Source organism: Gemmobacter nanjingensis (assembly GCF_014652195.1).
GTDB classification, from domain to species: Bacteria; Pseudomonadota; Alphaproteobacteria; order Rhodobacterales; family Rhodobacteraceae; genus Gemmobacter; species Gemmobacter caeni.
The window spans coordinates 851696-865844 of record NZ_BMYI01000001.1 but is presented as its reverse complement, the minus strand read 5'-3'; the positions used below and the strand labels follow the sequence as shown (position 1 = coordinate 865844).

At 65.9% G+C, this 14149-nt stretch carries 10 protein-coding genes; 4 read left to right on the top strand and 6 right to left on the bottom strand.

Annotated features, from left to right (window positions below; translation table 11 throughout):
- Positions 1 to 36 precede the first annotated feature (36 nt).
- Positions 37 to 1047 (top strand): nicotinate-nucleotide--dimethylbenzimidazole phosphoribosyltransferase, encoded by a 1011-nt coding sequence (gene cobT / locus IE126_RS04555; protein ID WP_189380275.1) that lies wholly within the window; start codon positions 37 to 39, stop codon positions 1045 to 1047.
- Positions 1048 to 1086: 39 nt separating this feature from the next.
- Here the strand turns inward: cobT and IE126_RS04550 are convergent, their stop codons facing one another.
- Positions 1087 to 2937: a cation:proton antiporter domain-containing protein gene (locus IE126_RS04550; protein ID WP_189380274.1), complete on the bottom strand. Its 1851-nt coding sequence runs from the start codon at positions 2935 to 2937 to the stop codon at positions 1087 to 1089.
- Positions 2938 to 3018: 81 nt separating this feature from the next.
- Entirely contained in the window at positions 3019 to 3480 is a 462-nt protein-coding gene (locus IE126_RS04545; RefSeq protein WP_054300817.1) for an Lrp/AsnC family transcriptional regulator, read from the bottom strand.
- A gap of 134 nt (positions 3481 to 3614) precedes the next feature.
- Between IE126_RS04545 and hppD (IE126_RS04540) the strand changes: the two genes are divergently transcribed.
- Complete coding sequence (hppD, locus tag IE126_RS04540) at positions 3615 to 4709, top strand: 4-hydroxyphenylpyruvate dioxygenase (RefSeq protein WP_189380273.1); 1095 nt, start codon at positions 3615 to 3617, stop codon at positions 4707 to 4709.
- A 153-nt stretch (positions 4710 to 4862) separates the two neighbouring features.
- Positions 4863 to 5945 carry a 4-hydroxyphenylpyruvate dioxygenase gene (gene hppD / locus IE126_RS04535; RefSeq protein WP_108128835.1) on the top strand — a complete coding sequence of 361 codons (1083 nt, stop codon included), beginning with the start codon at positions 4863 to 4865 and terminating at the stop codon, positions 5943 to 5945.
- A 3-nt stretch (positions 5946 to 5948) separates the two neighbouring features.
- On the opposite strand, the gene IE126_RS26255 is transcribed toward hppD (IE126_RS04535), so the two are convergent.
- Positions 5949 to 9194 (bottom strand): translation initiation factor 2, encoded by a 3246-nt coding sequence (locus IE126_RS26255; RefSeq protein WP_189380272.1) that lies wholly within the window; start codon positions 9192 to 9194, stop codon positions 5949 to 5951.
- A gap of 172 nt (positions 9195 to 9366) precedes the next feature.
- On the opposite strand from IE126_RS26255, the gene IE126_RS04525 reads away from it, so the two are divergent.
- Positions 9367 to 10059: an SIMPL domain-containing protein gene (locus IE126_RS04525; RefSeq protein ID WP_054300886.1), complete on the top strand. Its 693-nt coding sequence runs from the start codon at positions 9367 to 9369 to the stop codon at positions 10057 to 10059.
- A 36-nt stretch (positions 10060 to 10095) separates the two neighbouring features.
- Here IE126_RS04525 and IE126_RS04520 read toward each other — a convergent pair whose 3' ends face one another.
- The 3 genes from IE126_RS04520 to IE126_RS04510 all read right to left on the bottom strand — a co-directional run bounded on the left by IE126_RS04520 (position 10096) and on the right by IE126_RS04510 (position 14138).
- Entirely contained in the window at positions 10096 to 11385 is a 1290-nt protein-coding gene (locus IE126_RS04520) for an O-acetylhomoserine aminocarboxypropyltransferase/cysteine synthase family protein (protein WP_189380271.1), read from the bottom strand.
- An 81-nt stretch (positions 11386 to 11466) separates the two neighbouring features.
- A complete protein-coding gene (locus IE126_RS04515) occupies positions 11467 to 13128 on the bottom strand; it encodes a hypothetical protein (protein ID WP_189380270.1) in 1662 nt (553 codons plus the stop codon).
- An 8-nt stretch (positions 13129 to 13136) separates the two neighbouring features.
- Positions 13137 to 14138 (bottom strand): hypothetical protein, encoded by a 1002-nt coding sequence (locus IE126_RS04510; protein WP_054300811.1) that lies wholly within the window; start codon positions 14136 to 14138, stop codon positions 13137 to 13139.
- Positions 14139 to 14149 lie beyond the last annotated feature (11 nt).

Genomic DNA, 14149 nt, shown 5'->3' with positions numbered 1-14149 from the left:
CCAAGGCGCAGCCGAGGTTCAATCGAGGAGTGCGCCATGACTGCGCCGTTTTCCAGCCTGTCCGAGTTTCGCGCCCTGTTGCAGGCGCTTCCGGCCACCGATGCGGCGGCGGTCGCGGCAGCGCAGGCCCGCAACGGGCAATTGACCAAACCGCCCGGCGCCCTGGGGCGGCTGGAGGAACTGGCGATCTGGTATGCCGGCTGGCGCGGCGATGCCCGGCCCCGGCTGGAACACCCGCAGGTCATTGTCTTTGCGGGCAATCATGGCGTGGCTGCCCGCGGAGTTTCGGCCTTTCCGGCCGAGGTGACGGTGCAGATGGTGGCGAATTTCCGGGCGGGCGGGGCGGCGATTAACCAGCTTGCCAAGGCTTTCGGCGCCACAATGGATGTTCTGGCGCTGGAACTGGATCGCCCGACCGCCGATTTCACGCAAACCGCCGCGATGACCGAAGCCGAGGTGATCTCTGCCCTTGCGGCGGGCTGGCTGGCGGTGGATGCGGCTGCCGATCTGCTGGTGGTGGGCGAGATGGGAATCGGCAATACAACCCCGGCCGCCGCCATTGCCTGCGCGCTGTTCGGGGGAACGCCCGGCGAATGGACCGGGCGGGGCACCGGCGTCGATGACAAGGGGCTGTCGGTCAAGACGCAGGTCGTGGCCGAGGGCTTGGTGACGAATCCGGACCGCGAGCCGCTGGAGGTGCTGCGCTGCCTTGGCGGGCGCGAGATTGCCGCCATGGCGGGGGCCATCGCGCGCGCGCATCACGCGCGTATTCCGGTCATCCTTGACGGCTTCATCTGTACCGCTGCTGCCGCCGTGCTGGCGCAGGCGGCGGAAGGCGCGCTGGATCACTGCATCGCGGGCCATGCGAGTGCCGAGGCGGCGCATCGCGCCTTGCTGTCGAAGCTGGGCAAGCAGCCGCTGCTGGAACTGGGCCTGCGTCTGGGCGAAGGTTCTGGGGCGGCGCTGGCCATCGGCGTGCTGAAAGGTGCAGTTGCCTGCCATTCCGGCATGGCGACCTTCGCCGAAGCCGGTGTGTCCGACGCCTGAGCCTGCGGTGGTTCGGGGCGTCGCTTTGCCCCGAACGCGCTATTGCGCGGCGCGGTCGGCGGCGATGTCGTCCTGATCGTCCAGCAGCGCCGTGCGCAGATCCTCGTCCAGCCGCCGGGCGCGGGCGACATAGGCCTCGTTCTGGTGGATGGGCTGGCCCGGCACCCAGAGCTCGGCCAGATCGCGCAGGGCCGCGCGGTCAACCTTGTAATAGGTCTGGCTCAGCTTCGCGGCCTCGTATTCGGTGAAGCCCATGTTTTCCAGCACATAGCGCCCTGCGCGGACCGAGCTGTCAAAGGTTTCGCGCAGGATGTCATTCGCCCCGGCACGGAACAGCTCGTAGACATGCACCCGGTCATAGGCGCGGGCAACGATATGCAGGTCGGGCCTTTGCCGACGAGCGAACTCCACGATCCTTGTGGCGTTTTCCGGGCTGTCGACTGCGACCACCAGAACCTCGGCCTCTGCCAGACCGGCGGCTTGCAGCAGGTCCGGGCGCGAAGGATCACCGAAATAGCCCTTGATGCCGAAACGGCGCAGCCGCTCGATGGCGGCCGCATCGGAATCCAGCACCACCGTGCTCAGCCCTGCGGAGCGGGCCATGCGGTTGACCACCTGCCCGAAGCGCCCGATCCCGGCGATGATGACCGTGCCTTTCTCCTCGATCTCGTCGGCGGGCTGGTCGCTACCGCGCTGGGGGCGGCGCGCCAGCCGGTCATGCAGGATGAACAGCAGCGGGGTCAGCAACATCGACAGGCTGATGACCAGCAGGGCACGCTGTGCCACCATTTCCGGCAGGATCGCCTGGGTCGAGGCGAAGCTGACGATCAGAAAGCCGAACTCGCCCGCTTGCGCCAGCGCCAGCGTGAACAGCACGCGGTCGCGGCCGCGCAGACGGAACAATGTGGCCAGCAGGAACAGCACGGCCGTCTTGGCCAGCATCAGAAGCAGGGTCAGCGCCAGAATGCGCAAGGGCTGATCCGCCAGGAGGCCGGTGTCGATGTTCACGCCCACAGTGGTGAAGAACAGGCCCATCAGGATACCCTTGAAGGGTTTGATATCGGCCTCGATCTGGTGCCGGAATTCCGAGTTGGCCAGCACGACACCGGCGATGAAGCTTCCCAAAGCAGGCGACAGACCGACCAGCATCATCAGGAAGGCAATTCCGATGACCATGAGCAACGAGATGAAGGTGCCCATCTCGGGCAGGTGCGAGGCATGGATGAAGCGGAAAACCGGGCGCGACAGGAAATGCCCGACGAGAACGATGGTCGCAACGATGCCCAGCGTCAGCCCAGTGACCGCCCAGCCGGGCAGCGCCTCGACCAGCGACATGATGGGCTGCGCGGCGCCCTCCTCGGTCGTGTGCGCGGGGCTGCGCAGGGCCATCAGCGGGATCAGCGCCAGCATCGGCACCACCGCGATGTCCTGTGACAGCAGCACTGCGAAGGTGGAGCGTCCGCCCGCCGTACGCAGCAGGTTCTTTTCGGTCATGGATTGCAGCACGATGGCCGTCGAGGACAAAGAAAACAACATGCCCAGCGTTGCCGCGATCTGCCACGGCTCTCCCATCGCCAGCAGCAGGGCCGCGACCAGAGCCGAGGTCAGCGTGACCTGAAGCCCACCGAGGCCCAGCAACTTGTGCCGCATGTCCCACAGCGTGCGCGGCTCTAGTTCCAGCCCGATCAGGAACAGCATCAGCACCACACCGAATTCGGTGAAATGTTGCAGGTCGTGGGTTTCGGACCCGGCAAGACCAAGGGCAGGGCCAAGCAGCAGGCCTGCCGCAAGATAGCCCAGAACCGACCCCAGCCCGAGCCGTACCGAAATCGGAACGATCAGGACGGCGGCGCCCAGATAGAAGGTGGCTTGTAGCAGCAGATTTTCCATGGCGCGACTATCCGGTGGCAGCGGGGCAGAGGCAACGGGCGCTGGCTCACCTTTTGCGCTGCACTTGTAACATGCCGTGTCTCAGGTGCGCACGGGCAACGGTGCATCGGCCTTGAACTGATCCATGACGATCTGGCTTTGCACGCGCGCCACGGCGGGATGCGGCAGCAGACGATGGTGGATCAGGTCATTGAGTGCGGGCAGATCGGCGCACCAGATCCGCAGCAGGTAATCCGCCTCTCCGGTAAGGGTCCAGGCAGAGATCACCTCGGGCAGGGTGGCGATCAGCGTGGCGAAGCCGCGCGCGGCCTCGGGTGAATGCGCAGCCATCTGCACCTGCACGAAAGCCTGCACCGCCAGACCGACGCGGGCCGGGTCCAGCCGCGCGGTATAGCCGGTGATATAGCCCTCGGCCTCCAGCCGCTGCCGTCTTCGCCCGGCCTGACTGGGAGAGAGGTTGAGCATCTGGCCCAATGCCTCGGCCGTCAGATGGGCGTCGCGTTGCAGCGCGGCCAGAAGGCGGGAATCGGTTTCATCCAGCATCGCGGGCTTTCCGTATGTTTTTCTTTAAACGTGCGTGAATTACGCATTTATGTCCAGACATGCGCTCCAGTTCGCGCAAATTCGGCGGAGCCTCCGCGCTATAATGCGGGAACGCGAACGAACAGGAGGATAAGATGGGTCCGTTTCCACACAATGCCCCGCCGGCGGTGATTTCGGCTGAAAACCCGGCCGGAACCGAGGGCTTTGCCTTCGTCGAGTTTGCCCATCCACAACCCCAGGAATTGCGCGCGCTGTTCAGCCGCATGGGCTATACCCTGACCGCCCGCCATCGCCAGAAGGCGATCGAGCTGTGGCAGCAGGGCGATATCACCTATATCCTGAACGACGAACCCGGAAGTCACGCCCGCCGCTTTGTCGAGGAACACGGCCCCTGCGCCCCCTCAATGGGCTGGCGCGTGGTGGATGCGCAGCACGCTTATAACCATGCGGTGAAAAGCGGCGCCAGGCCGCATGACTCCGACGACAAGGCGCTGGATGTGCCCGCGATTGTCGGCATCGGCGGGTCGCTGATCTACTTTATCGACGGCCACCGCAAAGGCAGCGCCTGGGCGGAGTTCGATTTCCTGACGCCTGAACAGCCGAAAGGCGTGGGCTTCTACTACCTCGATCACCTGACCCACAACGTCCACAAGGGCAATATGGATGTCTGGTTCGATTTCTACGGCCGCATCTTTGGCTTCAAGCAGATCCGTTTCTTTGACATCGAAGGCAAGTTCACCGGCCTCTACAGCCGCGCGCTGACCTCGGCCTGTGGTCGCATCCGTATCCCGATCAACGAGGACCGGGGCGAAAAGGGGCAGATCGTCGAATATCTGAAGCGCTATAACGGCGAGGGCATCCAGCACATCGCCGTTGGTACCGATGATATCTATGCCGCCACCGATGCCATCGCGGATCGCGGGCTGAAATTCATGCCGAAGCCCCCGATGTCCTATTACGAGATGTCGCGCGACCGCGTAGTCGGCCATGAAGAACCGCTGGAGGAGATGGCGAAGCACGGCATCCTGATCGACGGTGAAGGCGTGGTGGATGGCGGCGAAACCCGCATCCTGCTTCAGATTTTCTCGAAAACCGTGATCGGTCCGATCTTCTTTGAATTCATCCAGCGCAAGGGCGATGACGGCTTTGGCGAGGGCAATTTCAAGGCGCTGTTCGAAAGCATCGAACGCGATCAGATCGAGCGTGGGGTTCTGTCGGCGGCGGAATAACCAGGTTGCATTTGCAACGGTAACATTTTGAACTTGTTGGAAAATGTTGCGGCGAGGGAAACGGTCTTTCCTCGCCGCGATCTCGTTTGAGGCACCTTTTAGACACATTCTGGCCTTATTCTGGCATCCTTGCGTCAATGTGTGAGGTGCCCCTTGGGTCCGTTCCCCCATTCAGCCCCGGCAGGGCAAATCACTGCCGAAAACCCCGCCGGAACCAATGGCATAGAGTTCATCGAATTTGCCCATCCGGCACCGGATGAGTTGCGTGTGGTGTTTTCGCGCATGGGTTTTGCCTGCGTCGCCCGTCATCGGCACAAGGCCATCGAACTCTGGCAGCAGGGTGATGTGACCTATGTGCTGAATGACGAACCAGGCAGCCATGCCCGCCGCTTTGTCGGGGAACACGGACCCTGCGCGCCTTCTATGGCGTGGCGGGTCGTGGATGCGGCACAGGCGCTGGCCCATGCGGTTGCTCAGGGGGCCGTCGCCTATACCGCCGGTGACCGTGCTCTGGATCTTCCTGCCATCGTGGGGATCGGGGGCTCGCTGATCTATTTCGTCGATGATCGCGGCGCCTATGCGGATTTCGACTGGATTGCCGAGGCCAGTCCGGCAGGCGTGGGCTTTTATTATCTCGATCACCTGACCCACAACGTCCACAAGGGAAATTCGGAAACCTGGGTCGCGTTCTACCGGCGGCATTTCAATTTCCGGCAGATCAGCTTTTTCGACATCGAGGGCAAGCTGACCGGCTTTTACAGCCGGGCGATGCAATCGCCCTGCGGCCGCATCCGCATTCCGATCAACGAGGACAAGGGCGAGACCGGGCAGATCGTCGAATATCTGCGCCGCTACAACGGTGAGGGCATCCAGCACATCGCCATCGGCACCGAAGCGATCTATGACGCGGCGGACGAGATTCACGCGCGCGGCCTGCGCTTCATGCCAAGGCCGCCGATGGCCTATTATGAGGACAGCCACGCGCGGGTTTCGGGCCATTGCGAACCGATAGACCGCATGGCTCGTCACGGTATCCTGATTGACGGCGAGGGCGTGGTGGATGGCGGCCGGACCAAGATACTGCTTCAGGTTTTCTCGAAAACCGTGGTCGGGCCGATCTTCTTTGAGTTCATCCAGCGCAAGGGGGATGAGGGTTTTGGCGAGGGCAATTTCAAGGCCCTGTTCGAAAGCATCGAACGGGACCAGATCGAACGCGGGGTCCTAGCGGCAGAATAGAGCTTAGCCCTTCGGCATTTTCAGGGCGATCATCCGGCTGCCCTTTTTGTAGCGCAGTTCGTTGTCGGTGATGGCGGCCACGGTGCCGCCGTCCACACGATCTCCCACGCGGACCTTCTTGTAGCTGCCGGAGCCGGTGCGCACCAGTGCGTAGCGTTTGGCGGGTGTGCCATAGACGCCGATCAGGTTGGTTTTGCGCAGGTCGATCGCATTGACGAACGTCGCGCTCTTGGCGACCGAGGCTTTGGTCGGGATCTTCGGTGCGCGCGCGGCGGGAACGTTGTCAGGTTCTTCATCCTCACCCGGAATGGCGCTGCGGGCCACACGTTTCGGCTCGGGCTCCACTTCCTTGGCCGGGGCTTCCTTGACCGGGCGGGCGGCTGCGGCCACTGCGGCCTCGACGGCGCGGCTCAGGTCTTTCGGGCGGGCAGCGGGACGGCGCGAGATGGCAACGGCCAGCGGGCTGACCGGGCCACGATCCGCAACAGCGGGCGTCTCGGTTTGCGTCGCGGTCGCAGCAAGCGCTTCGGCTGCGGCAGCGGCGGAAAGCGAGGCGGCTTCGGCTACGCGACGGGCTTCCTCATCAAGCCGCCGCTGTTCCACCTGTGCGGCAATGCTTGCAGGGCGTTCGCGCGGGCGGCGGCTGGTCATGCGCTGATCCGCCGGAATATCCAGCGCGGCGTCATCCTGCGCAGGCGCGGCAGTGGCCAGCCCTTCCGGGCGCGGTTTCGGGCGGAACCCCTCCAGCGCCGGGTCGGCGGCGGGCGGTGGCTCGGCTGTCGTCGCCGTTGCGGCTTCGGGTGCCGGTTCGGCGGGCGTTGCTTCTGCCGCAGGTGCGGCCGTTGCCTGAGCCGCAGCGGCCTGCGTCGCGATGCTCTCGGGGCGGGTTGGTGGCACACGCGGGGGCGACCCGGCGACAAGCCGCACGCCATCCGGCGTCACGATGCCTTCCGCCGTGGGCTTGATCAGCCCGTCGGCACCAAATTCATATTGCGTGCCAAAGGGCGGTGGCGGCGCAGGGGCAACCGGCCCGGCATCAGCGGTGGTTTGTGGCGCCTCAAGTGCCAGCGCATCCAGTGCCTCGGGCGGGTTATCCATGGTGGACAGGATGATTTCATCCTGGCTGCCCGGCAGGGGCACCGGGGCGGCGCCGGTGCCCGAGGCGGCTTCGGGCGCAGGCTCGGTGACCGGCGCCGCTTCGGGGGCAAGGGCCTGCCCGTCGGCAGCCGCCTCATCCTCGGGCAGGGGCACACCATCTGCGGCGGCCTCGTCCTCGGTCGTCGGAGTGTCTTCCGGCGCGGCATCGGCCAAAGCCGGATCGGCCCCGCTGTCGGTCGCGGCCAGCGACGGAGTGCCATCCGTGCCGGCGACCTCGGCGGGGGCCGGATCATCGCCACGCGCCAGATAGAAACTGGACCATGCGGCGATCAGACCCAACAGCAGCAGGAGCGCCGCCGTCAGGATCAGCCCGAGGAACCGCGGCTTGCCACGCCGTGCCGGGCGGCCCATGCCGAAAGGCGGCTCTCCCACCGCACCCGGCGGCGGGGCGACCAGCGTTTCTGCCGCAGCCTGCGGCGACATCTGGCGCGCGGGCTTTGCCTTGCGTCCGGCTGCCAGGCCAGGAATGCCAGGGGCCGTCACCATCCCGCCAAGAGATTTTGCTGCCTTGGCCGCGGCATCCCTGGCGACGGCAGGCTTGGCGGCCTCAGTCCGGGGCGGACGGCTTGTGACGGGCGCGGCGCGTTGCGCTGCCAGACGCGCCTGAAGCGCGGGGGCCAGCGGCGGCGGCACATCATCCTCGGTTGCGGTGTCCTCGGCGGGCGGCGCATAGCTCCGGGCCTCGGCGGCCGTGCTGGCCAGCGGCGGCGGGCTGAGCGGTGCGGCAGGCGCCTTGCGCCGGGCTGTGACGTTGGTCACGGAAAGCTTGGGGGCTTCGGCAGACACGGGCGGCTCTTGCCCGGCGGCGCGGCGCGAGGCGAAGGCCGGGGGTTCTTCCGGCAGACCCGGATCGGCCACGCGGCGCCCAGTGCTCCGCTTGCCCGGCGCAACCGGCGGAATCACCTCAGGGCTGCGCGCGAGTGGCGGCTCGGCACGGCGGCGGGCCGGCAGTTCCTCGGCTTCCTCCATGTCGATGCTGATGAAGGGCGCTTCGGGCACGCTTTCCGCCGCCACCTGCGGCGGTGGCGGGGCGGGCGCAGCGGCGACTGGCGAAAAATCCAGCTCGGGCTGTTGCGCAACCTCGGCGGGCGGAGGCGCAGCTTCGTGCTGCGCGGCCTCGTATGCCGCAGCCACGACCTCCTGAACCGCTGTCAGTTCGACCTCCGGTTCCCATTCCGGCAGCGGGATTTCCGGCTCGGCAGGTTCGGGCAGTTCCGGCTCTGCGGACGGCAGATCGGGTTCCGGCTCCGGTTCCGGCAGTTCGGGAGGCAGGTCCGGGGCGGGTTCCGGCAGGTCCGGCTGCGGGGCCTCGGGTTCCGGCTGCTCCGGTTCCGCAGGAGTGGGTTCCGGCTCGGGGATTTCCGGCTCCGGTGCGGGGGCAGGCTCCTCGACAGGTGCGGGCACAGGCGCAGCTGGTTCGACCGGGGCCGGTTCTGGCACGGGCTCAACCTCGGGCTCCGGCACAGGGGCGGGCTCGGGCGCTGCCGAAACAGTGGGCTCCGGCGGACTGGTAGCCTCATGCCGGGCTTCGGCCGTGCGGGTTTCCCGGCTGATCATCAGCACCGGCTCGGCGTCGCGTTCCACGCTTTCGCCCTGTGGCAAGACCTCGGGGGCGATGGACGAGGGGCCGAACCACGGCTCGCCGGTAAAGCGGCCTTCGTCCGGGATGGCGACAAAGGACACCGGGTTGAACCTGTATTCAGCGGCGAAGCCTTCCGCCTCTTGCAGCGTTTCGCGCGCGATCACGGCGACCTGAACGCGCGGGCCGTCCCCCGACCAGTCAAAGGCCAGATCGTCGACGGCATAGGGCGTCACCCCTTCCAGCGCGCGGCGGATCTGTTGCAGCCGGTGCGCATCATCCGGGCCGGGAGCATCCACCTCGGTATAGAGGATCTGCGAATTGGGAATGACCAGCTTGGAGGTCACGCCATGCGGGGCAAGCCCCAGCGCCGAACGGCGCAGGTAATTCAGTGCTTCGCCGAGATCGGGCGCGTCCAGCGCGGTGGAGCCCACTTCCAGCCAGCCGCGCGCGGTGCGATGCAGCAGGCTGATGCCGTCGTCAGAGAAGTTCAGGGCGAAATTTGGTTTCATTGCACGAGGTCTAGCACTCTTGGCAGGATGCGGGGAGTCGCAGCCGCCGCCCGCCGAAGTCACTATAGCAGCTTTCCGCCGAATGAAAGAAAAACACCCCCGTGAACGCCAAGGATCGGCTTTTGCCGGACGTCATAACAGGCGAATGTCGCATCAGGACAAGGAGATCACGATGCAAGCTTTCCGTTCGACCCTTCTGGCGGCTGCCATGGTGGCCGGTTTTGCCGGCTTTGCCGCGGCTGCCCCGGCGACGCTGACCGTTACCGGCGAAGGGCGTGTGGCGCAGGCGCCTGACATGGCCAGCGTCAGCCTCGGTGTAACCACCGAAGGCAAGACCGCAGCCGAGGCGCTGGCGGCAAATTCGACCGCGCTGGCGGCGGTCATGGCGCGGCTGACGCAGGCGGGAATCGCCCCCGGCGATCTTCAGACCTCGGGGCTGTCGCTGAACCCGAACTGGCAGAATGACAGTTCGACCGGCGGGTCGCGGATTTCCGGCTATATCGCCTCCAACATGCTGACCGTGCGGGTGCGCGCGCTGGATGGTCTTGGCAATGTGCTGGATGCGGCCGTGAAGGACGGCGCCAATACGCTGAACGGGGTGAATTTCGGTCTGGCCGATCCCTCCCCGGTCGAGGCCGAGGCGCGCAAGCGTGCGGTCGCCGACGCAAAGGCGCGGGCTGCTGTTCTGGCCGAGGCTGCGGGTGTGACGCTTGGTCCCATCGTGACGATCACCGAAGGCGGTGGCGGCGGCAATTACCCGGCGCCGATGTTCCGCATGGCGGCCGAGGCGGCCCCGGTGCCGATGGCGGGAGGTGAGGTCGAAACCGCGATGCAGGTGACGATCGTCTGGGAAATCGGCCAGTAAAATTGAAAGGGGCGCCCGGTGGCGCCCCTTTTTGTTTCAGGCAGTTGCGGCGCTCAGCGCCTGATCCAGATCGGCGATCAGATCGGCGGCATCCTCGATCCCGATGGAAATGCGCACCACATTCGGTGCCGCCCCGGCACGAACCTGCGCCGCCTCGTCCAGCTGGCGGTGCGTGGTCGAGGCCGGGTGGATGATCAGCGAACGGGTGTCGCCAAGGTTGGCGACGTGGCTGAACAGCTTGAGGTTATCCACCAGCTTCACGCAGGCTTCGTAACCGCCCTTCACCGCGACGGTGAACAATGCCCCGGCCCCTTTGGGCACGATCCGCGCCACGCGGTCATGCCAGGGCGAGGATTTCAGCCCGGCCCAGGTCACGGCCTCGACCCGCGGATCGGCCTCCAGCCATTCGGCGACGGTGCGGGCGTTTTCGACATGGCGCTGCATGCGCAGGCCCAGCGTCTCGATCCCCATCAGCGTGTAATGCGCGCCCTGCGGGTTCATCGTCATGCCCAGATCGCGCAGGCCGACGGCGATGGAGTGGAAGGTGAAGGCCATCGGCCCCAGCGCCGGGTGGAAGGCAAGCCCGTGATAGGCGGGCTCCGGTTCCGACAGCGAGGGGAACTTGCCGCTGGCCGACCAGTCGAACTTGCCCGAATCCACCACCACGCCGCCGGTGACGGTGCCATTGCCGGTCAGGTATTTGGTGGCCGAATGCACGACCAGCGTAGCGCCATGCTTGATCGGGTTGCACAGCCAGGGCGTTGCGGTGGTGTTGTCGACGATCAGCGGCAGGCCGACCTCGTTGGCGATACCCGCGATGGCGTCCAGATCGGTGATATAGCCACCGGGGTTGGCGATGGTTTCGCAGAAGATGGCGCGGGTGTCGTCGTCAACTGCCGCACGCAGCGCCGCCAGATCGTCGAAATCGACGAATTTGCAGGACCAGCCGAAACGCTTGATGGTCTGGCTGAACTGGGTGATCGTGCCGCCGTAAAGCCGGGTGGAGGCGATGATGTTGCGTCCCGGCCCCATCAGCGGGAACAGCGCCATGATCTGCGCCGCATGGCCGGAGGAGCAGCAGATCGCGCCCGCGCCGCCTTCCAGCGCCGCCACGCGTTCGGCCAGCGCCATCACGGTCGGGTTGGTCAGGCGGGAATAGATGTAACCCACTTCCTGAAGGTTGAAGAGCCGTGCAGCATGGTCGGCGTCTTTGAACACATAGGCGGTGGTCTGATAGATCGGCACCTGCCGCGCCCCGGTGGCGGGATCGGGCTTGGCGCCGGCATGAATGGCAAGCGTATCGAAGCCGAGCGGTTTGTCGGTCATGGGTCTCCTCCCCGGAATGCAGTCGCGGCGGAGGTTAGGGGACAGCCGCGCGGCAGGCAACGGAGGATCGGGCCGGCGGGGTCACATTCGATAATCCGCATCCGAAAACAGGTCGAGAATGCGGAAAATCGCCATCAACCCATGCTGCACATTGTCGATGCGCAGCGTATTGTCGAAGGCCGAGGACCGCAGTCCGCCCAGAACTGCGCTGCGGCGGGTGATATAGCCCATGTCGCTGGCATGGCGGAACTGTAGCTGGCGCAGTGATCGCAACCCGCGCAGGATGGCGCGGCGATAGCGGCTTTCCCGGTCGCGGTCACCCAGGGCGCGTGCCAGCGCGAAGGCCTCGACCAGCCCTTCCAGATACACGCCTGTGGCAGAGGCATGGGGGGGGCCGAACTCCGGCCGGGCAGGGTCGAAGAACTCGCCCTGCACATCGGCGGGGGCCTCATCGCCCTGCTGCATGCCCAGAAGCCAGTCGTTCATCTCGAACACGAAAGCAGCGGCTGCGGTATCGCCGGTTTCGGCGTGATAAAGCGCCAGCGCCATGCTGTGCCAGGGAACGAAAGCCGGGTTCGGCTGCGCGCGATGCCAGTCGCGATAATGGGCGAAGCCACGCGCAACCTGATCCAGCAGGGCAGGATCGCCGGTATGACGGTATAGCCGCATCAGCGCCAGCAACGCCTCGCCGGGGTAGAAATTCTGACAATCATCCTCACGCCCCGGCGGGCGCAGGAAGCAGGTGAACCGGCCCTCCGGGTGCTGCATCGCCTTCAGAAAGGCGGCGAGCCCCCGCAGCTCGGTGGCATAGGCCGCAGGGGCGGGCAAATCGAGGATGGCCCCCAACGCGACGGCAGCGGCCCCCAGCTTGACCTTCGGACCCTCGACAATCACGCCAAAGGCGCCCTCGTCGCGATACCAATGATGGAAGTTATGGGCAAAGTTGCGGTCGCGCGCCTCGGCCAGCCCCTGAGGTGCCTCGGGGCGTGCGGCGGCGCGGGCAAGGCAGGCGCTGCCCATGAACTGTCGGATCATGTTGTTGGACAGAGCATACTGCCCCGAGGAGGGCCAGTATTTGTAGGTCGCCCGGCCCGAAGGCGAGACGCCGCGCTGCATCCAGCCGGTCATCAAGGTGGCCATTTCCGCCACCCTGGTACGGGTGATGGCCGTTTGTGGCACCACCGGCTGCCCGCGCATCAGTGGCCTTGCCCGGCCCTGCGGCAGTTCCAGCAGAATCTGGACGGCGGGAAGGCGCAGCGCCTCGACCGGCGCCTCAGGCGGCTGGGACAGGTCCGCTTGTAAAAGTTCCAGCGCGCGCGCAGGTGTCAGATTGCGCGCGATCATCAGGGATGGTGCGATCCGCGCCAGCCGCCCCGCCGCGTGCAATTCCAGCCCAAAGATCCCGCGAAACGCATTGCAGCGCCCCCGGCGCAGGTCATCGGGGTCCAGAGGCTCGGGTGCCCCGGCGATATCCAGCAGCAGCATGTCGGGGGGCGACCGGCGCCCCGCCGCCAGCGCGGCACGGGCCTGCGCAAGACCATGCGCAAGGGCGTCAGCCAGCCCGGCGCCCTGCGCCCAGAAGGCCATTTGCAAGCTGCCCTTGCGGCGCAGGGTCAGATGGACCAGCCGCTGATCCCGGATCTCTGCCGGCAGATCGGGCAGCGGCGCAGGTTCCCCCGCAAGATGCGCGGTGGCAAAGGCCGCAAGCGGCGACAGCAGGGCAGGGGTGAGAGGCGGTGCCATCTGCTGTGTCAGCGATACCAGAAGCCGTTCCGCTTCAGGGTGTTGCGGATCACATGCTCGCGGTGAGGCAGGTCGCTGCGGTCAAACAGCGCGCGTGCCTTGCGGCCCTTGGGCTGGAACACCATGCGCCGGAAGGCTTCATATTCCCGCAAGACCTTTTTCACCGGCTTCTGGTTGCACACCTCCTCCAGCACCGCGACGGCGTGGTCACTTTCGCGGGCATAGAGCAGGGGCAGGGTGCGATAGTGGCAGGTCACATCGCCATCCAGCCCCGCCAGCTCCGGCCCTGGACGGCCCCCCCCGAAGGAATGGATGACCAGCGGCAGCGCGATCTGGTCCAGCCAGGGGTCCAGCGTCTGACAGACCAGCGCATCGGGACGGTTGTCGCGGATTTCGCGTGCGTAATCCAGAAAACGCTGCCCGAAAGCCTGCGGGCTTTGATGGAAGAACCAGCCCGCGTTGAAATAGAGGTAGCGCTGCCAGTATTCGTCAGGCTGGCTCAGGTCCAGCGTGCTGTCGAACTCCAGCCCGAAACGGTCATACAACGATTTCCAGGTGGCGGCATAACCGGGGCCGTAAAGCTCCAGCTCGGGCCATGTGCCCTCCCGACGCATCGAGGCCGAAGGGCGGGTGAAATCGAACCCAACGGTGTCGAAGCTGCCGGTGATCAGCGTGTCGGTATCCAGAAACAGGAATGGTTCGTCCGGCAACGCGGTCAGCGCCTCGATCTTGTTGCCATAGGGGTAGGACTGGCCGAACACCTTGTTTTCAAAGGGCAGGAACACTGCGCCCAGTTCGGCCAGAAGCTCGCGCACGGCGCTGTTGGTCACGCGCGGATCCTCCTGCCAGCGCGGGCCGGGCTGCGGCTCTGCCAGAAACAGCTGGCCCCGGAAGCCGGGGTTGCAGTGGCGCAAGGAGGCCGCAAGCAACACGGCCTCATATTGCAGGCGTCCCGCCTGCATGATGGCGAGAATATTGAAGGATTGCCCCGCGCCGGGAACCTTTGCCATGATGCGGATAC